The following is a 23,970-nucleotide window of genomic DNA, read 5'->3' as shown; positions in this document are numbered from 1 at the left end:
AAGGAGAAAGACAATGGCTTCCAAAGAAAACGGCAGGGTGGCACTGGTCACCGGGGCTTCCCGCGGCATCGGCGCAGCGATCGCCAAACGTCTCGCCGCCGACGGGTTCACCCTGGTCGTCAACTATTCCGGCAATGCTGCTGCGGCGGCGGACGTGGCTCACGAGATCGAGAAGGCGGGCGGCAAGGCGCTGACTGCGAAGGCCGATGTCAGCGATGCGAACGCCGTCCGCCGCATGTTCGATGCCGCGGAAACTGCTTTCGGCGGTGTCGACGTTCTCGTCAACAATGCCGGCATCATGATGCTTTCCTCGCTTGTTGAGGCCGACGACGCCCATTTCGACCGTCAGATCGGCGTCAACCTCAAGGGCACGTTCAACACACTGAGGGAAGCGGCCAAGCGACTGCGCGACGGTGGCCGGATCGTTAACTTCTCGACCTCGGTCGTCGGGCTGAAGCTCGAAACCTACGGCGTCTACGCCGCCACCAAGGCTGCTGTGGAAACGCTGACGGCGATCATGGCGAAGGAGATGCGCGGCCGCAATATCACCATCAACGCCATCGCACCCGGTCCTGTCGCGACCGATCTTTTCCTCAACGGCAAATCGGAGGAGCTTGTCGCCCGCATGGCGAAGATGAACCCACTGGAGCGTCTCGGCACGCCTGAAGACATCGCCGCAGCGGTGGCCTTCCTCGCCGGCCCGGGCGGCGGCTGGATCAACGGCCAGACGCTGCGCGCCAATGGCGGGATGGTCTGACAAATCCGACGGCGGTTTCCTAAAGCGCGTCGCGATCTTTCGGATTCGCTCCTCGCGCTTCAGGTCGCAGTTTTTACGCATTTCGTTATCGCAAAACCGCCCGCACACTTTTGCGCGACATGCTCTAGCGCCGTCATCGCGATTATGTGAACGGGGTTGCGGAATTTCCCCTTACAATCCTGCGGGGAGTGCGTATATTTGTTCTATCGCAAGAGAGTGGAATTCCCTGCCGCTCTCTTCCGGCCTCCAGAGCCTGCCGCGCCCCTTCCTGCGGTGCGACAGGCTTGATGTTCAAAGTTGCACATTCCGGCCCGTTGAAGGTTTCCCCTGCCTTCCGGGCCGTATTTGTTTTGGCGCTCAGCCGTCGTTCAGTCTCGCCTCCACCAGAAGTTTTACCAGCCAGTCGACAAAGACGCGGACTTTGTTGCTGAGGTGGCGGTTTGGGGGGTAGACGACATAGAGCGGCAGCGGCTCGCGGCGCCAATCTGGGAGCACGCGGACGAGTTCACCTCTCGCTATCGGTTCGCGCGCCATGAAAATCGGCACCTGCGCGATACCGAGACCCGTCAGCGCAGCCGTCAGATAGGTGCGGCTATCGTTGACCGAAGCGATGTAGCGCGGGCTGCTCTCGATCACTTCGTCGTGCCGGCGGAATTCGAAGGGCAGCGTCCGATTGTTCTGGGCGCGGAAATAATTGACCGAGTAATGATCGGCCTCCAGATCCTCCGGCCGCTCGGGCATGCCGAATTTCTGGATGTAGCTTGACGAAGCGCAGGTGATCATTTCGACTTCGGAGACCCGGCGGGCAATCAGCGACTGGTCGGCCGGCGTGCCGGCCCGCAGTGCACAGTCGACGTTTTCCGCGAGGTAATCGACCGTGCGATCGCCGACACCGAGGTCGATGCGGATATCGGGATAACGCTGATAAAAGTCGCAGAGTGCGGGAACGACGATCCAATCGGCAAAAGCGCCGGCCATCTCGACGCGCAGCCGCCCGCTCGGCAGGCTCTGGGAATTGGAGAGGCTGCCGTCGAGTTCCTCCAGCTCGGAAATGATCTGGGCGGCGCGTTCGTAATAAAGCGCGCCGTCGGTGGTTACCATGACCCGGCGCGTGGTACGGTTGAGAAGCTTGGTGCGCAGATGCGCCTCCAGGCCCTGGATGAGATTGGTTACCGTCGCCTTGGGCATGGCGAGCATGTCGGCGGCACGGGTGAAATTGCCCGTCTCCACCACGCGGATGAAGACGCGCATTGCCGAAAGCTGATCCATCGGTTTCAAGTCCGCAGTTTGCGTTGCACTATTATTCGAGAATTGGAACAGTGTAATCGCGATATCGCTTCTTATTCCCTGTTCTGAATAACAATATCTTTTTTGTACAAAATGCAAGCGGCAGGCGTTGTCTGTTGTCGCGATGTGAAAAGAGACCGGAACCGATGACGGTGGAATGGAAAGATATGATGCTGGACAAGGTGGCCATCGGCCCCGTTTCCGCGCGTGTCTACCAGGGCGCCGATTACGGCAAGGGTCCGCCGATCGTGCTTTATCTGCATGGCGGCGCGTTTCTCGACAGCGAAACGAACATCGATCGGCCGGTGGCGATGAGTCTCGCCAAATCAGGCGCCATCGTCGCCGCCGTCGATTACAGCAGCCTGTCCGGCAACCTGTTTCCGCAAGCGCTCGAAGTTTCCTTTTCCGTTCTCACCTATCTCGCCAACAAGCGCGCCGGTCTCGGCGACCGCAAATCGCTGCTCTTCGTCGCCGGTGAAGAAGCGGGCGGCAATGTCGCCGCCGGCGTGGCGCTCAAGGCGCGCGACCAGATGCCGGATGCGCTCGACGGCCAGGTGCTGATTTCGCCGTTGCTCGATCCGTTCATGGGCACCTCCTCGATCCGCAAGGCAGAAGCCATCGGCATGCGGCAGCGCTGGACGGACGGCTGGAGCCATTATCTGAGCGGCGGCGGTTGCCACCCTTACGCGGCGCCCTGCCTCTGTTCGCGTCTTTCAGGCGTCGCGCCGGCGCTGATATTCACCGCCGAAGACGATCCTCTGCATGACGAAACGCTTGGTTACGGCGCCCGCCTGAAAAAGGCCGGTGTCGGTGTGCGCCAGCATGTCCTTCCCGCCGGGACGGGCTGGCCCTCGATTTATGGTGGGAAATCCGAGGGAATACCGGACTGGCAGGAGCACGTCAGCCGCCATTTCGGAAGCTTCCTTCGGGATGTAAGCGTCCAACCGCAATTGCATTGAAGAAGACCTGATATTTCGGCGGCCTTGGGGGCCGCAAGGAGAGCACTGATGACGTCCAGAAGTAAACGCTGGGCCCTGGTGGGCGCCGGCTTAGGCCTTGTTGCGTCCGTTTCCGGCGCCGCATTGTTTTTCGAATTGCCGATGAGCACGACAGCCACGGCTGCTTCCGCCCCTGCGCAGGCTCCCGCCGTGCCGGTCACGGTTGCCGTCGTCGCGGCGCGCGACGTGACGGCCTGGGAAAATTTCTCCGGCCGTCTCGAAGCGGTCGACCGAGTGCAGGTGCGTTCGCGCGTTGCCGGCGCCATCCTGGCGGTGGCTTTCCGCGAAGGGGCGCTGGTGAAGCAGGGCGACCTGCTCTTTACCATCGACCCGGCTCCCTATCAGGCGAGCGTGGCGCAGGCGCAAGGTCAGGTGGCTTCGGCCGAAGCCAAGGTCAGCCTGGCGCAGACCGAACTTGACCGCGGCCGCCGGCTTTCCGACAATCGCACCATCTCCCAGAGCGATCTCGACCAGCGGCAGAGCTCGCTGGCCGAGGCCCAGGCGGGGCTGCGTTCGGCGCAGGCCGCACTGCAGTCGGCCCAGCTCGATCTCGATTATACGCAAGTGCGGGCTCCGGTGTCCGGCCGCATCGGCAAGATCGAGGTGACCGCCGGCAACCTCGTCGCCGCCGGCTCGGCCTCGCCTGAGCTGACGACGCTTGTTTCGGTCGATCCGATCTATGCGAGCTTCAATGCCAGCGAAGAGATGGTGACGCGCGCACTTGCCCAGCTTCCGCAGACAGACGGCGCCCTGCCTGCCGTCGAAGAGATCCCGGTCGAGGTCGGCACGCTCGCCGACGAAGGCACGCCGATCAAGGGCAAGCTGCAGCTGATCGACAACGAGGTCGATGCATCAAGCGGCACGATCGCCGTACGCGCCGTGTTTGACAATCCTGGCGGGCGTCTCATCCCCGGCCAGTTCGTGCGGGTGCGCATGGGCCAGCCGAAGGCCGAGAACAAGATCGTCATCAGCGACCGCGCCGTCGGCACCGACCAGGACAAGAAATTCGTCTTCGTCGTCGACGGTGAGAACAAGGTTGCCTACCGGCAGGTTCAGCTCGGGACGCTGGCCGACGGTCAGCGGGTGGTCGAAAGCGGCCTGACTGCCGGCGAAAAGATCGTCGTCAACGGCCTGCAACGCATCCGTCCGGGCGCCGTCGTCGTCCCGCAGATGGAAGAGAAGGTCGCGACCGCGCAGTAAGGACTTACTCTTCCCCAGCGGGGAGGGCTGATACCCGAAATGATATGACCCGCCGGCGGCTCCCAGGCCGCCGGAAAGGGATTTTGCATCCATGTTCACCCCGGAGAGGGCTTTGATATGAACATCTCCAGATTCTTTGTCGACCGCCCGGTTTTTGCCGGCGTTCTATCCGTCCTCATCGTGGTTGCCGGCCTGATCGGCCTGCGGGCGCTGCCGATTTCCGAATATCCGGAAGTCGTGCCGCCATCGATCGTCGTGCGCGCCACCTATCCCGGCGCCAACCCGTCCGTCATCGCCGAAACGGTGGCGACACCGCTCGAAGAGCAGATCAACGGCGTCGAGGGCATGCTCTACATGTCCAGCCAGGCAACATCCGACGGCGTGCTCAACGTGACCGTCACCTTCAAGCTCGGCACCGACGCCGACAAGGCACAACAGCTCGTGCAGAACCGGGTCAGCCAGGCCGAACCTCGGCTGCCGGCGGAAGTCCGTGCACTCGGGATTACCACGGTCAAGAGCTCGCCCGACTTCATCATGGTCGTCAACCTCGTCTCCGATGGCGACAATCACGACATTACCTACCTTCGCAATTACGCGACGCTGAATATCAAGGATCGGCTCGCCCGCATCGCCGGCGTCGGTCAGGTGCAGGTCTTCGGCGCCGGCGACTATTCGATGCGTGTCTGGATCGACCCGCAGAAGGCTGCCGAGCATGATCTCGCCGCCAGCGACATCAGCAATGCCATCAGCTCCCAGAACGTTCAGGCCGCCGCCGGCATCATCGGCGCATCGCCAAGCCAGCCGGGTGTGGATCTGCAGCTCAACGTCAATGCCCAGGGCCGTCTGCGCACGCCCGAGGAGTTCGGCAGCATCATTGTCAAGACGGGCGCCAATGGCGAGATCACCCGCCTTCGCGATGTCGCCCGCATCGAGCTCGGCGCTGCCGACTATACGCTGCGCTCGCTGCTCGACGGCAAGCCGGCCGTCGCCGTCGCCGTACTTCAGGCGCCCGGATCGAATGCGATCGAGATCGCCGACAATGTGCGCGCGACCATGGATCAGCTGCAGCTCGCCATGCCCGAGGGTGTCAAATACGAGATCGTCTACGATACGACGAAATTCGTGCGGGCCTCGATCGAGAAGGTCATCGACACGCTGCTCGAGGCCATCGCGCTCGTCGTGCTCGTCGTCATCCTGTTCCTGCAGACATGGCGCGCCTCGATCATCCCGCTGATCGCGGTTCCGGTCTCGATCATCGGCACCTTCGCGGTCATGTATGTCTTCGGCTTCTCGATCAACGCGCTTAGCCTGTTCGGGCTGGTGCTGGCGATCGGTATCGTCGTCGATGACGCGATCGTGGTGGTCGAAAATGTCGAGCGCAATATCGAGCACGGGCTGTCGCCACGGGCTGCCACCTACAAGGCGATGAAGGAAGTCTCCGGTCCGATCGTCGCGATCGCGCTGGTCCTCGTTGCGGTCTTCGTGCCGCTCGCCTTCATCTCCGGCCTGTCGGGACAATTCTATCGCCAGTTCGCCCTGACGATCGCAATCTCGACCGTCATCTCGGCCTTCAACTCGCTCACCCTGTCTCCGGCGCTTGCCGCCCTTCTGCTGAAGGGCCACCACGCGCCGAAAGACTGGTTGACGCGGTTCATGGATGCGATCTTCGGCTGGTTCTTCCGCGGCTTCAACCGTGTCTTCGGCGCGGGCTCGAATGCCTATGGCAAGGGTGTCGGCGGTCTGCTGTCGCGCAAGAGCATCGTCATGGTGATCTATCTGGCGCTGGTCGGCGCGACCTACAGCCTGTTCACGACGGTTCCTGGCGGCTTCGTGCCCTCTCAGGACAAGCAGTATCTGATCGGCTTCGCCCAATTGCCGGACGCCGCAAGCCTCGACCGGACGGAAGACGTCATCAAGCGCATGACCGACATCGCGCTCGCCCAGCCGGGTGTCGCCAATGCGATCGCCTTCCCGGGCCTGTCGATCAACGGCTTCACCAATTCTTCGAATGCCGGCATCGTCTTCGTGACGCTGAAGGACTTCGAGGAGCGCAAGACGCCGGATCTTTCCGGCGGGGCCATTGCCATGGCGCTGAACCAGAAATTCGGCGCCATTCAGGATGCCTTCATCGCCATGTTCCCGCCGCCGCCGGTCAACGGCCTCGGCACGACGGGCGGCTTCAAACTGCAGATCGAGGATCGCGCCGGCCTCGGCAATCAGGCGCTCGACGAGGCGACCAAGGCGGTACTCGGCAAGGCCTATCAGACGCCTGAGCTTGCCGGCCTGTTCTCCAGCTTCCAGATCAACGTGCCGCAGCTCTATGCCGATCTCGACCGCGCCAAGGCCGAGCAGCTCGGAGTTTCTGTCACCGACGTCTTCCAGACGCTGCAGATCTATCTCGGTTCGCTTTACGTCAACGACTTCAACGCCTTCGGCCGCACATACAGCGTCCGGGTGCAGGCCGATGCGAAATTCCGCGCCCAGCCGGAAGATATCGGCCAGTTGAAGGTCCGTTCGGCATCGGGTGAGATGATCCCGCTGTCGGCCCTTTTGAAGGTGGAGCCGAGCACCGGTCCGGAGCGCGCGAACCGTTATAACGGCTTCCTCGCCGCCGATATCAACGGCGGTCCGGCCCCGGGCTTCTCGTCCGGCCAGGCGCAGGCGGCAATCGAGAAGATCCTGCACGAAACGCTGCCCGCAGGCATCGACTTCGAATGGACGGATCTGACCTACCAGCAGATCCTCGCCGGTAATTCGAGCGTCGTCGTCTTCCCTCTGGCCTTGCTGCTCGTCTTCCTGGTGCTGGCTGCCCAGTATGAAAGTCTGACCTTGCCGTTGGCGATCATCATGATTGTGCCGATGGGTGTGCTGGCCGCGCTGACGGGCGTCTGGCTCACCGGTGGAGACAACAATATCTTCACCCAGATCGGTCTTGTGGTGCTTGTCGGTCTATCGGCGAAGAACGCGATCCTGATCGTGGAATTCGCCCGCGAACTGGAGTTCGAGGGCAGGACGCCGCGGGAGGCCGCGATCGAGGCCAGCCGCCTTCGTCTTCGCCCGATCCTGATGACCTCGCTCGCCTTCATCATGGGTGTCGTGCCGCTCGTCGTCTCCACCGGCGCCGGCGCCGAAATGCGCGCGGCCATGGGTGTCGCGGTCTTCTCGGGCATGATCGGGGTGACCTTCTTCGGCATCTTCATGACGCCTGTCTTCTACGTGCTGCTGCGGCGGCTGACGGGCAATCGTCCGCTCGTCCAGCACAAGCCGGACGAACACAAGGAAGAAGAGGCCGAGGTCATCCGGCTCGCGGCGGAATAACGGAATTCAACCTTCCTTTGTCGAGTAAATCGGGCGGGAACTTCGGTTCTCGCCCGTATCGTTTTGCGCATGCTTCGGCATCCGACAAAATGCGCTCCGCCGATTAAAACGATTTGCATCGGTGGGCGAGGGGACTATCAAAGACGGACAACAGTTGGGAGGACTGAATGACAGGTTCGAGCAGAGATCATGACGGCAGGCGGATCGCCTTTCTCGGCACCGGCCTGATGGGTGCGCCGATGGCCCGCCAGCTGCTGGGTGCGGGCTTTGCCGTCACCGTCTGGAATCGCGATCCCGGCAAGGCCAAGGCGCTGGCAGCGAACGGCGCGGTCCTTGCGGAAACGCCCGTGGATGCCGTTTCGGGCACTGATGTCGTCATCACCATGCTGACCAACGCCGAGGCCGTCGGAAACGTTTTATTCGACCGCGGGGTGGCCGATGCGGTGGCGTCCGGCGCTATCGTTATCGACATGAGTTCAATCGCCCCGCATTTTGCCCGTGACCATGCGGCGCGGCTGGCTGAGCGCGGCATCGCTCATGTCGATGCGCCGGTTTCCGGCGGCGTCGTCGGAGCGGAGGCCGGTACGCTGGCGATCATGGCGGGCGGCGACGAGACGGTGATCGAAAAGCTTCAGGACGTCTTTGCGCCGATGGGGCGTGTCACCCGTGTCGGCCCCAGCGGATCGGGCCAGCTTGCCAAGCTTGCCAACCAGCAGATCGTCGCAGTGACGATCGGCGCCGTTGCCGAAGCGATGATGCTGATTACGGCCGGCGGCGGTTCGCCGGCGGCCTTCCGCGACGCCATTCGCGGCGGCTTTGCCGAGAGCCGCATCCTCGAGCTCCACGGCAAGCGCATGGTCGAGCGGCAGTTTACTCCAGGCGGTTCGTCCAGCAACCAGCTGAAGGATCTGAACGCCGCCATGGAGACGGCGAAGTCCCTGTCTTTGACCCTGCCGCTGACGGCAGCCGTGCACGCCGAATTCGGTGAATTCGTCGCCAACGGCAACGGCGAGAAGGACCACAGCGGCCTGCTCCTCCATCTCGAAGAGAAGAATGCCCGGCCGGGAGGAAAACAGTGACGGACAGCCATTCGCCGAAGCGGCGCCTGCGTTCGCAAGACTGGTTCGACAATCCCGACCACATCGACATGGCGGCGCTCTATCTCGAGCGTTTCATGAACTACGGCATCACGCCCGAAGAGCTGCGCTCGGGCAAGCCGATCATCGGGATTGCCCAGAGCGGCAGTGATCTGACACCTTGCAACAGGGTGCATGTCGAGCTTGCCAAGCGCGTGCGCGACGGTATTCGCGATGCCGGCGGCATTCCGATCGAATTTCCCACCCATCCGATCTTCGAGAACTGCAAGCGCCCGACGGCCGCCCTCGACCGCAATCTCGCCTATCTCGGCCTCGTCGAAATCCTCTACGGTTATCCGCTCGACGGGGTGGTGCTGACCACCGGCTGCGACAAGACCACGCCTTCGGCGATCATGGCGGCTTCGACCGTCGATATTCCGGCGATCGTGCTCTCCGGCGGCCCGATGCTCGACGGCTGGCACGAAGGGGAGCTTGCGGGCTCCGGCACGGTGATCTGGCGGATGCGGCGGAAATATGCGGCTGGCGAGATCGACCGGGAAGAATTCCTGCAGGCAGCGCTCGATTCGGCTCCATCCGTCGGTCATTGCAATACGATGGGCACGGCTTCGACGATGAACGCCCTTGCCGAAGCGCTCGGCCTGTCGCTGACCGGCTGCAGCGCCATTCCGGCTGCCTACCGCGAGCGCGGCCAAATGGCCTATCGCACCGGACGGCGCGCCGTCGAAATCGTCTTCGAGGATCTGAAGCCGTCGGATATTCTGACGCGTGCGGCATTCCTCAATGCCATCCGCACCAATTCGGCGATCGGCGGCTCGACCAATGCGCAACCGCATCTGGCTGCGATGGCCAGGCACGCCGGCGTCGAACTTCATCCCGACGACTGGCAGGTGCATGGCTTCGATATCCCGCTGCTGGCCAATGTCCAGCCGGCGGGCGCCTATCTGGGCGAGCGCTTTCATCGCGCCGGCGGCACGCCGGCGGTCATGTGGGAATTGCTGCAGGCCGGCAAGCTCGACGGCGACTGTCGCACCGTGACGGGCCGGACGATGGCCGAGAACCTGGAGGGCAAGGAAGCGCGCGACCGCGAGGTCATCCGGCCGTTCGGCGAGCCGTTGAAGGAGCGAGCCGGCTTCCTTGTTCTCAAGGGTAATCTTTTCGATTTCGCCATCATGAAAATGAGCGTCGTCTCGGAGGATTTCCGCCGGCGCTATCTCCAGGAGCCGGGGCGCGAAGGCGTCTTCGAGGGCCGGGCGGTGGTCTTTGACGGGTCGGAGGATTATCATCGGCGCGTCAATGATCCTGAACTCGGCATTGACGAAAATACCATCCTCGTCATTCGCGGCGCCGGGCCGCTCGGCTGGCCGGGTTCGGCTGAAGTCGTCAACATGCAGCCGCCGGATCACCTGCTGAAGCGCGGCATAAGCAGCCTGCCGACGATCGGCGATGGCCGCCAATCGGGCACGGCCGACAGCCCCTCGATCCTCAACGCTTCGCCCGAAAGTGCTGCCGGCGGCGGCCTCGCCTGGCTTCGCACCGGCGATGTCATCCGCATCGACTTCAATCAGGGGCGCTGCAACATGCTGGTCGAGGAGACCGAGATCGAGCGGCGTAAGGGCGAAGGTATTCCGCCGGTGCCGGCCGATGCGACGCCGTGGCAGCAGATCTACCGCCGCTCGGTCACGCAATTGTCGGACGGTGCGGTGCTGGAGGGGGCGACGGATTTTCGCCGGATCGCGAAAAACCCGCCGCGGCACAACCATTGATCGTGTGGCGCTGAAGACTGCAAGTTCTTTGATCCAAAAGAGGAAGCCGTAACGAACAGTTCACCTCGTCACGAGTTCGGTCACTGGAACAAGGCTTCATTAATGCCGGCTTGAGACCATATTACAGTTATGCAAAGCAGCTAAGGCTGAAACCGCGTGCCAGAGAACAAAGCCACACGATCCGAACGAGAGTTTCAGGATCTTCTGCGTCGGCTCGAACTTGCTCTCGATGCCTCCCAGATCGGTGTCTGGGAGCACAGTATCGAGCAGGACGGGATCTTGTGGGATGCGCAGATGCATCGTCTTTATGAGACTGGGGAGACCTTCCGTCTGGTGCCGGCATCGCTTTGGTCGAACGCGATCCATCCCGACGATCGCGAGCAGGCCGAACGCGACTTCGATGAGGCGATTGCAACACGGGGCGCCTATAATTCACAATTTCGGATCGTGCTGCCGAGCGGCGAAATTCGCCATCTGCGCTCACGCGCGCATTTCTACGTGGATGCGGAGGGGCTGCCCTCCTTCATCGGCGCCGAATGGGATGTGACCGCCGACGTACTTCTCAATGCGGAACTGGCGCGGCAGAAGGTGGTGGCAGAGGCGAGGGCGTTGGCGCTCGAGGAGAGCAATGCCCGTATCGAGCACGTCGCCGATCACGATTATCTCACCGGCTTGCCGAACCGGCGCCTTCTCGACAAGCGGCTGACGGAGCTGCCGGCCGACAAAAGCATTGCGACGCTCGGCGTCCTGCATCTCGACCTCGACCAATTCAAGCAGATCAACGACAGCCACGGTCATGCGGCCGGCGACGCCGTGCTCAAGGCCGCAGCCCTTCGCATCACCGCCGCCATTCCTGCAAACGGCATGGTCGCCCGCGTCGGCGGCGACGAATTCGTCATCGTGCTGATCAATTTCAGCGATCTCGCTGAGCTGAAGCTGATTACCGAGGACGTTCAGCGCCGGCTGCGGAAAAAGATCCGCTTCGGTCAGGAGATGCTGCAATCCGGCGCCTCGATCGGCGTTTCCTGGAGCGGCGATCGGCGGGCGCGCAACCTGCTTGCCGAATCCGATCTGGCGCTCTACCAGGCCAAGAAGCTCGGCCGCAACCGCGTCGAATTCTTCACGCGACAGCTGCAGGAGGATCTGCGCGCCCAGCGTCGCCTCGTCGAAGAGCTGAAGCTCGGGCTGGAGCGTGGCGAGATCGTTCCTTATTATCAGGTGCAACTCGACGCCCGGACGCGGGAAGTCATCGGCTTCGAGGCGCTGGCGCGCTGGAAACATCCCGAGAAGGGTGTGCTCGCCCCGGGAGTATTCCTCAAGATCGCCGACGAGCACGGGCTGGCGGCGGAGATCGACGCGGCGATCCTCAAAAGCGTTCTGGAAGACCGGTTGTTCTGGATGCTGCGCGGCCTTGCGGTTCCGCGCATCGCCGTCAATATCTCGGCGTCCCGCCTTGCCGACCCGACATTGCTCGGCAAGTTGAGGAAACTCGATATCCCGCCCGGCGTGATCGTCTTCGAACTGGTCGAAACGATTTTCCTCGACGACAGCGACGAAAAGCTGCTCGATCATATCGACGACATCAAACAGATGGGCATCGACATCGAGATCGACGATTTCGGATCCGGCCACGCCTCGCTCATCGGTCTCGTCAAGCTGCGGCCGAAGCGGCTGAAGATCGACCGGCAGCTCATCGCCGAGGTGGTCAGTTCCGCCGAACAGCGGCGCGTGGTGGGTTCGATCGTGGAGATCGCCAAGGCACTCGATGTCGAGGTGATCGCCGAAGGCATCGAGACGGAAGCCCATGCCGTCGTGATGGCTGAACTCGGCTGTGATGGCTTGCAGGGTTATGCGTTCGGTTATCCCGCCCCGGCGGCCGAGATGGACCGGCTTTTTTCATCGACGAGGCGCGGAAACCAAAAGCAAAAGGCCGTGATTGGCGGTTAAGATATTTCCCCACTTTTAAAGACGGGCGGGCGATATCTCTTCGGTGCGGCGTTTTGCTCCCATCGGGTGGAAGATAATCGGCGCGCAAGTAATTTTCTTGAGCTTGCAACGGTCCTGTTTCATGGTAATGCGGAAACGAAGCTTTTGCATTGCATCGAAAATGACTTTACGCGTCGCCAAGACCATGAGCGCGGGTTCTTCATCATTTTCGGCTGCAATCGGGGAGCCGGGGACCTGGCAATTGCTTTGCCGTTGCCGGGATGGACTTGCGGGACATTCAATCTGGGAAGGTCGCATGAATTCGGAATTTGCCGTTCGTTCGATGCGGCCCGGCGAACTGGAACTCGTGCTCGAATGGGCGCGCCAAGAGGGCTGGAATCCGGGTCTCGACGATTCGCTTGCATTCCTCGAGGCCGATCCGTCCGGATTCTTTGTCGGCGCCATGGGTGAAGTCCCGGTCGGTTCGATCTCGGTCGTCAAATATGGCGAGAGTTTCGCTTTCCTCGGCCTCTACATCGTCCATCCCGATTTCCGCGGTAAAGGTTATGGCAAGGCGATCTGGGAGGCGGGCATTGCCAGCGCGCAAGACCGTACGATCGGCCTCGACGGTGTGGCAGCACAGCAGGACAACTACCGCAAGGCCGGCTTCGAACCCGCCTATTCCACCATTCGCTACGGCGGCGTCGCCACCTCCTTGCCGGTTTCGACGCTTGTTGCGCAGCCGGTGCTGGATTCGCGCCTCGAGGGTCTGCAGCGTTATGATTCGGCGATCTTTCCGCAGCCGCGGGATGCTTTCCTCGCTGCCTGGTGCACCGGCCGCAAGGGCCGTCGCTCGGCAGTGGTGCGCAAAAGCGGCAAGATCCGCGGTTACGGCACGATCCGCCGCTGCTATGAGGGCTACAAGATCGGCCCGCTTTTTGCCAACGACGCCGACAGCGCCGCAGCACTTCTTGCCGAATTGATCCCCGAGGCGAAGGGGGCTGCAATCTTCATCGATATCCCCGCGGAGAACCAGGAGGCGGTCGCGCTTGCCGAAGGCCTCGGCCTGCAACCGGTGTTCGAGACGATGCGCATGTATCGCGGGCCGGCGCCGGCCATTCCAATGAAGCATGTCTTCGGGGTGACGACGCTGGAACTCGGTTAATCCAGAGCAATTCCGGACGCGAAACTGCGGCACATTTTTGCTGGAATTGTTCTAATCCACCGGCGAGGCCGGCACGGTCGGGGCGGACGCTTTCGGCCGGCCCTTTTCTGCAATCGCGATGCCGCCGAGCGTCAGCGCCAGCGCGATTGCGTGAAAGGACTGAAGCGTCTCGCCGATCAGGGCGACAGATAGCAGCGTGCCGAACACCGGCACCAGATTGATGAAGAGGCCGGCCCGGTTGGCGCCGATCGCCTCGACACCCTTGATATAGAAGATCTGCGCCAGCAGCGACGGGAATATCGCCGTGTAGAGGGTGATGCCCCAGCCAGCCTGGTCCGGCCATTGCGCCGCACCTCGGCCAAGCTCCCAGAGGAGCAGCGGCACCGACGTCAGCATGGCGGCGAAGGCCGGGAAGGCCATCAGCGTGCGCCAGTCGACCGGCGGTTTCCAGCGCAGGAAGATCGTGTAGAACGAATAGGCAGCGATGGCGACCAGCATCAATCCGTCGCCGCGGTTGAGCTGCAACTGCCACAGCGTGGCGAGGTCGCCATGGGCTGCCGTCAGCGCCACGCCGACCAGCGTCATGCCGAATCCGAGGCATTGCGCCAGCGAGATGCCGGTGCGGAAAAAGAAGAAATTCAGCAGGAAGATCAGCATCGGAATGCCGGCCTGCTCGATGGCGACGTTGATGGCCGTCGTATATTGCACAGCCGAGTAAAGCATGGCGTTGAAGAGGGTATAGCCGATGGCGCCGTAGCAAAGGAGCAGCGGCAGGTTCTTCCGGGCCACCGGCCAGTCCTTCTTCAGCTGGGGCACCGAGATCAGGGCGATCAGCGCGACGGCGAGGAACCAGCGCAGGAAGGTCAGCATCATCGGGCTGACATGCCCGATTGCAAGCTTTCCGGCGACGGAGTTGCCGCCCCAGCAGAGGGTGGCGACGACGAGGCAGATATAGGCGGTGGCTTGCAAGAGCGTTCTTCCGGTCTTTTCGCGCTCGCCGAGCGACGTTTTACCACGGGCAATAGCCTGTCGGCTGCTGATTTGTCACGTAAAAAGCCCAATCTACTGTGACAACAGGGTCGCTTTCCCAAAAACAAAGCTTTATAGATGCGCGGGTTTGAGCAGGTGCGCGGTTCTGCGCCGGTAACAGGAAGAGTTGGATGACGAACGTAGTCGTGGTCGGTTCGCAATGGGGTGACGAAGGCAAGGGCAAGATTGTCGACTGGCTTTCGGAGCGCGCGGATATCGTTGTGCGCTATCAGGGCGGACACAATGCCGGCCATACGCTTGTCATCGACGGCACGAGCTATAAGCTGTCGCTCCTGCCTTCCGGTGTCGTGCGTCCGGGCAAGATGGCCGTCATCGGCAACGGCGTCGTCGTCGATCCGCATGCGCTGATCGCCGAGATCGGCCGGCTGGAGGCGCAGGGCGTGACGGTTACGCCTGACAATCTGCGCATCGCCGACAATGCGACGCTCATTCTTTCCCTGCACCGCGAACTCGACGCGATGCGTGAAGATGCTGCGTCGAACAGCGGCACCAAGATCGGCACGACACGCCGCGGCATCGGTCCGGCCTATGAAGACAAGGTCGGCCGCCGCGCTATCCGGGTCATGGATCTTGCCGATCTCGACAGCCTTTCCGGCAAGGTCGACCGTATCCTGACGCACCACAATGCGCTTCGCCGCGGCCTCGGTGTCGCCGAGGTCAGCCACCAGACGATCATGGACGAACTGACGTCGATTGCCGACCGGGTGCTGCCGTTCCGCGACACCGTCTGGCTCTTCCTCGACAAGGAGCGCCGCAAGGGTTCCCGCATCCTCTTCGAAGGTGCGCAGGGCAGCCTGCTCGATATCGATCACGGCACCTATCCTTTCGTGACCTCGTCGAACACCGTGGCCGGCCAGGCCGCGGCCGGTTCCGGCATGGGCCCGGGTTCGCTCGGCTACATCCTCGGCATCACCAAGGCCTATACGACGCGCGTCGGCGAAGGCCCGTTCCCGACCGAGCTGAAGGACGCGATCGGTGAGTTCCTTGGCGAAAAAGGTCATGAGTTCGGCGTGGTGACCGGGCGCAAGCGGCGCTGCGGCTGGTTCGATGCCGCGCTCGTGCGCCAATCGATCGCCACCAACGGCATCACCGGCATCGCGCTGACCAAGCTTGACGTGCTCGATGGTCTCGAGGAGTTGAAGATCTGCGTCGGCTATATGCTCGACGGCGAACAGATTGATCATCTTCCCGCAAGCCAGGGAGCGCAAGCTAGGGTCGAACCGATCTACATCACGCTGGAGGGCTGGAAGGAATCGACCGTCGGCGCCCGCAGTTGGGCGGACTTGCCGGCGCAGGCGATCAAATATGTTCGCCAGGTCGAAGAGCTGATCGGGGCGCCTGTCGCGCTCCTTTCCACCAGCCCGGAGCGGGATGACACGATACTTGTGACCGATCCGTTTGAGGACTAAGCTCACGGGTCACTGTGGAGGATAGTTCGGTAGCGTGCCGGACTTCTTGAGAAAGTACTGATGGCGGATTTTATTGCAGTTATTCGGCGGGCTGTTGACGGCCTGGCTGAAAATACCCCCGAAATGCGGGTGAAAGTCTACGAACGTGCCCGCGGCGCAGTGCAGCGGCAGCTCGAGAACATGAAGCCGCGCCCGCCGGAAGCCATGCTGCAACGCCAGCTCGAAAAGCTCGAGGCCGCCATCCGCGAAGTGGAAGGCGAACATTCCGAAGCGCTGCCGCTCGATGCGTCGGCTGCCGCCGTCGCCGCGCCGGAATCTTCGGAAGAACAAACGGTTCACGACGAAGGCGCGCCTGCGCCTGAGACGGCCGCCGAGGAGCCTGCCTACGAAGCCGATGCGGAACCGCAGGCGGCTGAAACTGGCGATGAGAGCGATCACGTCGAAGCCGCTGCGCCTGAGCAGGCTGAGGAAGAGGTCGCCGCCGAGGAGCCTCTTGCCCGGGAAACACTCGTTTCCCCGGAAACACCTGTTTCTGCCGAGACAGAGGTTTCGCCGGAGGCATCCGCTCCCGCCGAGACATACTGGCATCCCTCGCATGAGGAGGAAGCGCCGGCCGAGGAATGGCATGCCGGCGAGGCGCGCGACGTTGCCGCCGAAGAGGTCACCTCCGAGCATGTCGGCTGGGCGCCGCCTGCCGGGCATTCTTATGAGGAAGCCGACGAACATCACGCTGACGAGCAGCATCCCGCTGAAGCCGAAGAGACCGTTGCCGAACCGGCGGCGGTGGACGGCGAGAAGCCGGAGGCCGAAGAGGCTTATGAGCCCGTCGAGCCGCTTCAGCCGATCACACGTGGCATAGACCATGCAGCCAACCGGCTGGTGGAGCCGGTCGCCAATTTCGATCGTCCGCGGGAATTCGTCGAGCACAGCCGCGAGGAGCCGCTGCAGGCTGACGCGGCTGCGCATTTCGATCCCGTCTGGACCGAGCCCGCCGCCGAAGCGCCGGCGCCAGCGCCGAAGGATGCGGAGACCGAATGGGCGGAGGAGGAACTCCGGCAATATTCACAGACGGCGCCGACCACCCCGGATACCTCGGCGCGTGCCTTCGAAGAGGTAATATCGAGCCTCGAAAATGCGGCGCCTGCGGCCGTCATGCCGGCAGCCAAGGAAAGTTTCTCCTGGGAGACCGCTGCCTTCGACGATCTGCCGCCGATCGAGGCCAGCAGCAATAAGAAGACGCCGGTCGCCTCGCATTTCGACGATGTCGATATCTTTGCGGAAGTCCACAACGGCAAGCCGGCGGCTGCAAGCAGCGCGCCGAGCGATGATTGGCGCGAGGCCAAGGCGTTGCGCGGCTACGACCGCCGCGGCTCGGTCGCCGCTGACGATGATGACGCCAATCCGGGAATGGATATCGATCAGATCGTCGCTTCCAAGCTGCAGGGCAAGAGTTTCCGGATGGAGCCGAAGCGCCGTCGCTTCGGCATCGGCACGGTGATCACGCTCGTCTTCGCCCTCATCCTGATCGGCGGCGGCGCCTATGCCGGCTGGATGAACAGAGAGGCGCTGGTGGCGATGGTCGACGGGCTCGTCAGTTCGGCGCCGTCGCAGGCAACCAAGAACGAGACGCCGCCGCCGGCAGGCTCCGCCACGCCTGCCCAGCCGGACGCGGCGACACCGGCCGAGCCGACCACGCCGGGAGCGCAGAATACGCCCGCGGCGCCGGCGCAGCCGAACCCGAACCCGCAAGTAGGGTCAGTGAACAATGACGGCGCCGCGGCCAATTCGAAATTCACCCAGCGACTGCTGACGGATGGGACCGAGGTCGACAGTGGACCGGCGACGGTGCCGGGAACGCTGACCGCGGAAGGAAAATCGGTTGCCGAACAGAATGTCGCGGCCGCCGATGCGCCGCCGCCTGCGAGCGCGCAGGGCGATACGGCACCGGCCGAAACGCTGACGCCGAATGGCCCGGCGGCTTCCCCGCAGCAGACCGCTCCCGTCGGCTCGTCGCAAAAGATGTTCCTCTATGAGGAGCGCATCGGCCAAAGCTCGCCGACGGCGATCGAGGGATCGGTCGTCTGGAGCGTGCAGCACGAGGCTGGCCAGGGCGGTCGGCAGGAGGCGACGGTGCAGGGCAACGTCACCGTGCCGGAGCGCAATCTTTCGGCTCTCGTCACCTTCAAACGCAATTCCGACCCATCGCTGCCGGCAAGCCATCTCGTCGAGATCGTCTTCTCGGTGCCGCCGAATTTCGAAGGCGGCAGCATCGACAGCGTCCAGCGCATTTCGATGAAGCGGACCGAGCAGGACCGCGGTGACGCGCTGATCGCGGTTCCGGCCAAGATCACCGACGATTTCCACATGATCGCCCTCAACGACTATCCCGATGCGCGCAAGGCCAATCTCGACCTGATGTCGACTCGCAGTTGGATCGATATTCCGGTCACCTACCGCAACGGCCGCCGCGCGCTGCTGACGATGGAAAAGGGCGACACGGGAACCGAGGCCTTCAATACCGCGATCAAGGAATGGGCTGCACTCGGGGATGTTTCTACGAGCCAGTGAGCCGGCTGCACGGTACGCCCTCGACCGCCCTGCTTGCTTGCGTCACCGACGAAAACAAAAACGCCACCTCCCATCGGGAGGTGGCGTTTCCAATTCTCAAGTTGAGCAATCAGGCCGTAGCTTCGACGACGCGGACGGCTTTGGCGCGTTCCTGGGCTTCTTTGCGGACAGCGTCCTGAACCTTTTCGAAGGCGCGGACCTCGATCTGGCGGACGCGTTCGCGGCTGATGTCGAATTCCGTCGACAGGTCTTCCAGGGTCACCGGATCCTCGGCGAGGCGGCGAGCCTCGAAGATGCGGCGTTCGCGTTCGTTCAGCACGCTCATCGCTTTCGCCAGCATACGCCGACGGGTATCGAGCTCGTCCTGTTCGATCAGCACGTCTTCCTGGCTGTCATGGTCGTCCACCAGCCAATCCTGCCACTGGCCGCTATCACCTTCGGCCGCCTTGATCGGCGCGTTCAGCGAGGCGTCGCCGGACAGGCGGCGGTTCATCGAAATGACCTCCTCCTCCGAGACTTTCAGCTTGGTGGCGATTTCGGAGACGTGCTCCGGCTTCAGGTCGCCGTCATCGATCGCCTGGATGCGGCCTTTCAGCCGGCGCAGGTTGAAAAACAGGCGCTTCTGGTTGGCCGTCGTGCCCATCTTCACCAGCGACCACGAACGCAGGATATATTCCTGGATCGAGGCCTTGATCCACCACATGGCATAGGTGGCGAGGCGGAAGCCGCGCTCGGCGTCGAACTTCTTGACGGCCTGCATCAGACCGACATTGCCCTCGGAAACGACTTCGCCGATCGGCAGGCCATAGCCGCGATAACCCATGGCGATCTTCGCGACGAGGCGAAGATGGCTGGTGACCAGCTTGTGGGCGGCATCGCGATCGCCATGCTCGGCATAACGCTTGGCGAGCATGTATTCCTGCTGCGGCTCGAGCATCGGAAATTTGCGGATTTCGTCGAGATAACGATTGAGACCGGCTTCGCCGGCGGTAATGGACGGCAAGGTATTTCGGGCCATAGTGCACCCTCCTAAAGTGGATTCCGGTTCCCGTTGGAAACGCGTGTTTGCGTTAAAAAAGGCAAACCGGGACGTGCGGCTGTTATTCCGAGCCCGCACTAAGTCAATATACAGATAAGTGTGGCGAAACGGCGGTTCAAGGTGCCGCTCACGCGAGTGTGAGAGGGGGCGGAGACGCCTCTATCCCCGCAATGCCTCGACCAGTTCCACCATATCATCCGGCAGAGGCACTTCGAAATGCATGATTTCGCCGGTGCGGGGATGCTCGAACTGCAGCATGAAGGCATGCAGCGCCTGGCGGCCGAAACCGTTGACGACCTTGCGGATGTCGTCGGGCAGTCGATTGGCCTTGGTCTTGAAGCCGGCGCCGTAAACCGTATCGCCGAGCAGTGGATGGCCGATATGGGCCATATGGACACGGATCTGGTGGGTGCGGCCGGTTTCGAGATGGCACTCGACCAGCGAGGCAAGCGCGGTTGCATCCGGCTTCTCCTGGAAGCGCTCGATCACCTCGTAATGAGTGATCGCCTCATCGGCGTCATGGCTGTCGGGGCGCTTGACCGCGCGGCGCGTGCGATCGCCGGTGGCGCGGCCGAGCGGCGCGTCGACCGTGCCCGTCAGCGCACGGGGCCGGCCCCAGACGACTGCCTGATAGGCTCGCTCCAGCGGCATGGTGCGGCCATGGTCGGCAAATTGCAGCGAGAGGTGGCGATGGGCAATATCGTTCTTGGCGACGACCATGACCCCTGTCGTGTCCTTGTCGAGACGGTGGACGATGCCGGGGCGACGCACGCCGCCGATACCGGAGAGCGTATCGCCGCAATGATGGATCAGCGCGTTGACCAGCGTCCCCGTCCAGTTGCCGGCGCCGGGATGGACGACGAGACCGGAAGGTTTGGAGATGACGATGACGTCTTCGTCCTCATGGAGGATATCGAGTGGGATGTCCTCGCCGAGCGGTGTCGGGTCTTCCGGTTCGGGCAGCGTGATCTCGAAACTGTCGCCGTTGCGCACCTTGCGCTGCGGGTCGGTGACGGGTTCGCCGCGCAGAAAAACCTGGCCGTCCTTGATCAGCGCCTTGATGCGGCTGCGCGAAAATTCCTCGCCGACCTGCGCCGTCAGCCAGGCATCGAGCCGGCCTTCGGCAGTTTCATCGGCGGTCAGGACTTTTCTATTGCCGGCTGCTTGTTTAAAGGGGTCGCTCAAGACGCTTCTTCTCCGACGTATTTTTTTAGAACGGGACGCACAGATGACAGCAATCGAGCCAGACGAGCAGGAAGAAAAGCCCCTTGATCCGGCGATGGAAAGTGTCCGGCGCAAGATGGTCCGCCTGCAGATCGTTTCCGGCGCCATCATGTTCGTGAGCCTTATGGCGGTCTTCGGCGCGGTTGTCTACAAGGTGACGCACAGCGAACCGAAGGAAACGGCGGCCACCGCTGCCGCCTCCGGTGTGCCCTCGGATGCACCGCTTGCGGCGACCGTTTCTTTGCCATCCGGCTTCAAGGTGCAGTCCACCTCGTTTTCGTCAGGGCAGATCCTGTTCTACGGCGAAACGGCCGAGGGTAAGGACAAGGCGTTGGTCTTCGACCTCAGGACCGGCCGCACCGTCGCCGACGTCACCGTCGCGAGCAATTGAGGCCGGCATGGCCGCCGTTCCGATCGCCATCGACAGCGCCGACGATCCGCGCATCGCTGAATTCCGCGATATCAGAGAGCGCGACCTGACGGGGCGGGAGAACCGGTTCATCGCCGAGGGCACCGTCGTGCTGCGCATGCTCGCCGAGGCGCATGCGCAAGACCGCGGCTTTTCTGCCGAGAAGATCCTGCTGCTGCGCAACCGCGTCGATGGCGTCCTGCCGATCCTGGAGCGGTTGCCGGCCGATGTGCCGGTCTATGTCGCCGAGGCCGATGTTCTCAACGGCGTCGTCGGTTTCCATCTGCATCGCGGCGTTCTCGCGCTCGGTCGACGGGAGGATCGGGGCGAGACGGCGCTGCTCGACGCGCTGCCGGAACGGGCGCTGGTGCTCGTCGGCTGCGGCATTTCCAATCATGACAATGCCGGCTCGATGTTCCGCAATGCGGCGGCCTTCCGGACGGATGCGGTGCTGCTCGACGAAACCTGCTGTGACCCGCTCTACCGCAAGGCGCTGCGTGTCTCGGTCGGTTCGGTGCTGAGCGTTCCCTACCGGCGCGGAGGCAATGCGCTGGACGTGCTGCTGGCGCTTGCCGAACGAGGTTTTGCCATCTGGACGCTTTCGCCGCACGGCAAGACCGATATCCGTGCCATTCCGGCTTCAGCGCGCATGGCGCTCGTCGTCGGCACGGAGGGCGAGGGATTGCCGGAGGCGCTGTTGGCGCGCTTCCAGAGCGCGCGCATTCCACAGTCGGAAGAACTCGACAGCCTCAACGCTGCGACCGCGACGGGGATCGCGCTGTTTTCCATGGCTTCCGCGATGAAGCTTTTTTAAGATCTCAGTGCTGGGGATCGGCAATGATCGACGCTGCCCGGTCGGCGAGGCTGACACGATCGCCAGAGGTCTTTTCCGCCGCATCCGGCAACAGCGAGCGGATCGGCGACGATGGACCTTCGTTGAGCGCGGTCAGCGCCACCATGCTGGCGGCGATCGAGGCGATTTCTTCGCGGATCGCGCCGTCGCGTCCGGTGACGGTCTTTGCCTTCTGAAGGCGATCGGCAAGAGCGGCGCTGCGGCTGCGGACATCCTCGCCCATCTCTGCCGTCAGGGCGGCGGTATCGAGCGAGGATGCGGTCGTGTCTTCGGCCACATCCTCGGCCGGCACTTCCGCGGCCATTTTGGCAAGGCCTGCGTCGCGCAGCACCCGGTTGACTTTGCGGATCTCGGCGTTGGCGGCCTTCACCTGCTCCTTCAATTTGGCGATCTCCTGCTGGCGGCGGGCGAGCAGGGTTTCCTTCTCGGCAGCCGAAGCGCTGTCGCGGGCGGCCTTGTCCTCGAGACGGATGACCATGTGCTGCTGCTGCGTCAATTTCTGTTCGGCATCCTTTGCGCGTTTCTGCAACAGGTTGACGTCCTGGCGCAGCGTGTCCCGTTCGTCGCGCAGCGCGTTGGCGCGGAATTTCAGGCTCTCCGCCTCGGTTTCGCGTGCGGCGAGGTCGATCCTCAGGCCATCGGTCTGTTCGCCGAGCTTGCTCAGCCGCGTCCTCATCTGCGCCAGTTCGCTCTCCTTGTTGGCAACGGACTGTTCGGCGATATGCAGATTGGTCTTCAACTGGCTGATATAATTCTCGTCCTTGCGCAGGTGCGAGCGCTGCTCGGCGGCCTCGACATGCATCTCGCCGATCTGCGACTGCAAATCGCTGATCTCGGCGGCGAGCCTGCCGGCATCGACGGCAAGCGCGTCGTGGCGGAGCTGGAGCGACAGGGATTTTTCGCGCTCACGCAGAAGGTCCTGGGTGGTCCGGGCATTTTCAGCGGCATAGAGCGCGCGCACCATATCCTTCTGGGCGCGAACCTCCTGCGGGCTCAGCGGCATGGTCGCCTTCAAGCGGTTCTCGGTGTACCAGACGATGCGCCGGTGCACGGCGGGCGAGACCAGAAAGACGAGGAAGGCCGCGGTCAGGAAGCCCAATCCGAACAAGAGAGCATATTCGATCACGGCGCGGCCATCGATTCGAAGGTTAATACGGAGTCAACCGCGATGATTAAGCACGCATGGCACGCATGGCAAGGCCGCCGATGCGGTCGGCGGCCAATTCGCGTTGCTTTGCGGCCTCAGAAGGGGTTCCAGGTCGGCGCCTGAGTGATCTTGAGATAGCCGACATTGATGCCGAGACGGGCGCCGACGCCGGTGCGGATCGGCACGACAAGCACGTCGTTATTCTTGAGCAAGGTCATGCCGAAGCCGGCGATCACGTAGGCCGAGCCGCTGACTCCGCCGAAGCGGGCATAGATGCCGTTAACGGTGGGCAGGTCGTAGACCAACATCATCACGCGCGAGCCCTGGCCGCCGTAATCGAGGCCGAGCGAGGGGCCCTGCCAGTAGAGATTATGTTCGCCGGCGTTCTTGGTGTTCAGCTGGCCTTCGCCGTAGGTCAGGCCGGCGATGAAGGCGCCGCCGCCTTCTTGTCCAAGGATGTAGCCGTTCGGCAGGCCGTATTTCTGGAAGGCACTCTCGACGACTTTGGCAAGCCCGCCGCTGGCGGAGCCGAAGAAGGAATGGCCGGCATCGACGATTTCCTGCATCGTATACTGGCCGTTGTCCTGGGCGGAGGCGGGGCCGGCAACCATCAGCGAGGAAAAAACGAGGGCCGAAAGCAGCCTGCAGAAGCCGATGAATCGGTGCGGAAATCGAGGGCGCATGGTGTCATCCGTTCGTCGTTTGGCTGGGAGCGGGCAACCGCTCGCGGCGATTGGTGCATTTTGCGCCGATGATCTTA

18 protein-coding genes and 1 pseudogene are annotated in these 23,970 nt (G+C 62.8%); 12 read left to right on the top strand and 7 right to left on the bottom strand.

Annotated features, from left to right (window positions below; translation table 11 throughout):
• Positions 1-13: 13 nt before the first annotated feature.
• Complete coding sequence (locus GGD57_RS13185; protein WP_184470315.1) at positions 14-757, top strand: SDR family oxidoreductase; 744 nt, start codon at positions 14-16, stop codon at positions 755-757.
• 357 nt (positions 758-1,114) lie between these two features.
• Here GGD57_RS13185 and GGD57_RS13180 read toward each other — a convergent pair whose 3' ends face one another.
• Positions 1,115-2,026: a LysR family transcriptional regulator gene (locus tag GGD57_RS13180; RefSeq protein ID WP_184470313.1), complete on the bottom strand. Its 912-nt coding sequence runs from the start codon at positions 2,024-2,026 to the stop codon at positions 1,115-1,117.
• Between the two features lie 164 nt (positions 2,027-2,190).
• On the opposite strand from GGD57_RS13180, the gene GGD57_RS13175 reads away from it, so the two are divergent.
• From GGD57_RS13175 to GGD57_RS13150, 6 genes and pseudogenes are all read left to right on the top strand, one after another.
• Complete coding sequence (locus tag GGD57_RS13175; RefSeq protein ID WP_184470311.1) at positions 2,191-3,003, top strand: alpha/beta hydrolase fold domain-containing protein; 813 nt, start codon at positions 2,191-2,193, stop codon at positions 3,001-3,003.
• A 48-nt stretch (positions 3,004-3,051) separates the two neighbouring features.
• Entirely contained in the window at positions 3,052-4,242 is a 1,191-nt protein-coding gene (locus GGD57_RS13170) for an efflux RND transporter periplasmic adaptor subunit (RefSeq protein ID WP_184470309.1), read from the top strand.
• A gap of 117 nt (positions 4,243-4,359) precedes the next feature.
• Complete coding sequence (locus tag GGD57_RS13165; RefSeq protein WP_126908581.1) at positions 4,360-7,560, top strand: efflux RND transporter permease subunit; 3,201 nt, start codon at positions 4,360-4,362, stop codon at positions 7,558-7,560.
• 167 nt (positions 7,561-7,727) lie between these two features.
• A complete protein-coding gene (locus GGD57_RS13160) occupies positions 7,728-8,639 on the top strand; it encodes an NAD(P)-dependent oxidoreductase (RefSeq protein ID WP_184470307.1) in 912 nt (303 codons plus the stop codon).
• Positions 8,636-10,420 carry a dihydroxy-acid dehydratase gene (locus GGD57_RS13155; RefSeq protein WP_184470305.1) on the top strand — a complete coding sequence of 595 codons (1,785 nt, stop codon included), beginning with the start codon at positions 8,636-8,638 and terminating at the stop codon, positions 10,418-10,420. The genes GGD57_RS13160 and GGD57_RS13155 overlap by 4 nt, the downstream gene beginning before the upstream one ends.
• A gap of 118 nt (positions 10,421-10,538) precedes the next feature.
• A pseudogene (locus GGD57_RS13150) lies at positions 10,539-12,367 on the top strand (putative bifunctional diguanylate cyclase/phosphodiesterase).
• Positions 12,368-12,382: 15 nt separating this feature from the next.
• Here the strand turns inward: GGD57_RS13150 and GGD57_RS13145 are convergent.
• Positions 12,383-12,553, bottom strand: coding sequence for a hypothetical protein (locus tag GGD57_RS13145; RefSeq protein ID WP_184470301.1), 171 nt, complete (start codon positions 12,551-12,553; stop codon positions 12,383-12,385).
• A gap of 109 nt (positions 12,554-12,662) precedes the next feature.
• On the opposite strand from GGD57_RS13145, the gene GGD57_RS13140 reads away from it, so the two are divergent.
• Positions 12,663-13,511, top strand: coding sequence for a GNAT family N-acetyltransferase (locus tag GGD57_RS13140; RefSeq protein WP_184470299.1), 849 nt, complete (start codon positions 12,663-12,665; stop codon positions 13,509-13,511).
• A 51-nt stretch (positions 13,512-13,562) separates the two neighbouring features.
• Here GGD57_RS13140 and GGD57_RS13135 read toward each other — a convergent pair whose 3' ends face one another.
• Positions 13,563-14,480, bottom strand: coding sequence for a DMT family transporter (locus tag GGD57_RS13135; RefSeq protein ID WP_184470297.1), 918 nt, complete (start codon positions 14,478-14,480; stop codon positions 13,563-13,565).
• A 191-nt stretch (positions 14,481-14,671) separates the two neighbouring features.
• On the opposite strand from GGD57_RS13135, the gene GGD57_RS13130 reads away from it, so the two are divergent.
• Together GGD57_RS13130 and GGD57_RS13125 are read left to right on the top strand one after the other, a co-directional pair.
• Positions 14,672-15,970 carry an adenylosuccinate synthase gene (locus GGD57_RS13130; RefSeq protein ID WP_085738157.1) on the top strand — a complete coding sequence of 433 codons (1,299 nt, stop codon included), beginning with the start codon at positions 14,672-14,674 and terminating at the stop codon, positions 15,968-15,970.
• A 60-nt stretch (positions 15,971-16,030) separates the two neighbouring features.
• Positions 16,031-18,538: a hypothetical protein gene (locus GGD57_RS13125; RefSeq protein WP_184470295.1), complete on the top strand. Its 2,508-nt coding sequence runs from the start codon at positions 16,031-16,033 to the stop codon at positions 18,536-18,538.
• A gap of 109 nt (positions 18,539-18,647) precedes the next feature.
• Here GGD57_RS13125 and rpoH read toward each other — a convergent pair whose 3' ends face one another.
• Together rpoH and GGD57_RS13115 are read right to left on the bottom strand one after the other, a co-directional pair.
• Complete coding sequence (rpoH, locus tag GGD57_RS13120; protein ID WP_003566040.1) at positions 18,648-19,556, bottom strand: RNA polymerase sigma factor RpoH; 909 nt, start codon at positions 19,554-19,556, stop codon at positions 18,648-18,650.
• A gap of 180 nt (positions 19,557-19,736) precedes the next feature.
• Positions 19,737-20,762: an RluA family pseudouridine synthase gene (locus tag GGD57_RS13115; RefSeq protein WP_184470293.1), complete on the bottom strand. Its 1,026-nt coding sequence runs from the start codon at positions 20,760-20,762 to the stop codon at positions 19,737-19,739.
• A 43-nt stretch (positions 20,763-20,805) separates the two neighbouring features.
• On the opposite strand from GGD57_RS13115, the gene GGD57_RS13110 reads away from it, so the two are divergent.
• Positions 20,806-21,192, top strand: coding sequence for a hypothetical protein (locus GGD57_RS13110; protein ID WP_184470291.1), 387 nt, complete (start codon positions 20,806-20,808; stop codon positions 21,190-21,192).
• Positions 21,193-21,199: 7 nt separating this feature from the next.
• The gene (locus tag GGD57_RS13105; RefSeq protein WP_184470288.1) at positions 21,200-22,024 is read left to right on the top strand and encodes a TrmH family RNA methyltransferase; all 825 of its coding nucleotides are present in this window, start codon (positions 21,200-21,202) and stop codon (positions 22,022-22,024) included.
• A 4-nt stretch (positions 22,025-22,028) separates the two neighbouring features.
• On the opposite strand, the gene GGD57_RS13100 is transcribed toward GGD57_RS13105, so the two are convergent.
• Both GGD57_RS13100 and GGD57_RS13095 read right to left on the bottom strand, forming a co-directional pair.
• Positions 22,029-23,189 (bottom strand): hypothetical protein, encoded by a 1,161-nt coding sequence (locus GGD57_RS13100; protein WP_184470286.1) that lies wholly within the window; start codon positions 23,187-23,189, stop codon positions 22,029-22,031.
• A 116-nt stretch (positions 23,190-23,305) separates the two neighbouring features.
• Positions 23,306-23,893, bottom strand: a complete 588-nt coding sequence (locus tag GGD57_RS13095; RefSeq protein ID WP_184470284.1) for a DUF1134 domain-containing protein — start codon at positions 23,891-23,893, stop codon at positions 23,306-23,308.
• Positions 23,894-23,970 lie beyond the last annotated feature (77 nt).

Source organism: Rhizobium esperanzae (assembly GCF_014197615.1).
In the GTDB taxonomy this organism is placed as follows: Bacteria; Pseudomonadota; Alphaproteobacteria; order Rhizobiales; family Rhizobiaceae; genus Rhizobium; species Rhizobium esperanzae_A.
The sequence above is the reverse complement of the archived record's forward strand: the minus strand, read 5'-3'. Positions and strand labels throughout refer to the sequence as shown.

Coding starts and splice junctions, on each gene's coding strand:
- GGD57_RS13105 (WP_184470288.1), top strand. CDS start 21,200: ATGGCCGCCGTTCCGATCGCCATCGACAGCGCCGACGATCCGCGCATC.
- GGD57_RS13185 (WP_184470315.1), top strand. CDS start 14: ATGGCTTCCAAAGAAAACGGCAGGGTGGCACTGGTCACCGGGGCTTCC.
- GGD57_RS13180 (WP_184470313.1), bottom strand. CDS start 2,026: ATGGATCAGCTTTCGGCAATGCGCGTCTTCATCCGCGTGGTGGAGACG.
- rpoH (WP_003566040.1), bottom strand. CDS start 19,556: ATGGCCCGAAATACCTTGCCGTCCATTACCGCCGGCGAAGCCGGTCTC.
- GGD57_RS13130 (WP_085738157.1), top strand. CDS start 14,672: ATGACGAACGTAGTCGTGGTCGGTTCGCAATGGGGTGACGAAGGCAAG.
- GGD57_RS13175 (WP_184470311.1), top strand. CDS start 2,191: ATGACGGTGGAATGGAAAGATATGATGCTGGACAAGGTGGCCATCGGC.
- GGD57_RS13125 (WP_184470295.1), top strand. CDS start 16,031: ATGGCGGATTTTATTGCAGTTATTCGGCGGGCTGTTGACGGCCTGGCT.
- GGD57_RS13095 (WP_184470284.1), bottom strand. CDS start 23,893: ATGCGCCCTCGATTTCCGCACCGATTCATCGGCTTCTGCAGGCTGCTT.
- GGD57_RS13170 (WP_184470309.1), top strand. CDS start 3,052: ATGACGTCCAGAAGTAAACGCTGGGCCCTGGTGGGCGCCGGCTTAGGC.
- GGD57_RS13110 (WP_184470291.1), top strand. CDS start 20,806: ATGACAGCAATCGAGCCAGACGAGCAGGAAGAAAAGCCCCTTGATCCG.
- GGD57_RS13140 (WP_184470299.1), top strand. CDS start 12,663: ATGAATTCGGAATTTGCCGTTCGTTCGATGCGGCCCGGCGAACTGGAA.
- GGD57_RS13160 (WP_184470307.1), top strand. CDS start 7,728: ATGACAGGTTCGAGCAGAGATCATGACGGCAGGCGGATCGCCTTTCTC.
- GGD57_RS13145 (WP_184470301.1), bottom strand. CDS start 12,553: ATGGTCTTGGCGACGCGTAAAGTCATTTTCGATGCAATGCAAAAGCTT.
- GGD57_RS13165 (WP_126908581.1), top strand. CDS start 4,360: ATGAACATCTCCAGATTCTTTGTCGACCGCCCGGTTTTTGCCGGCGTT.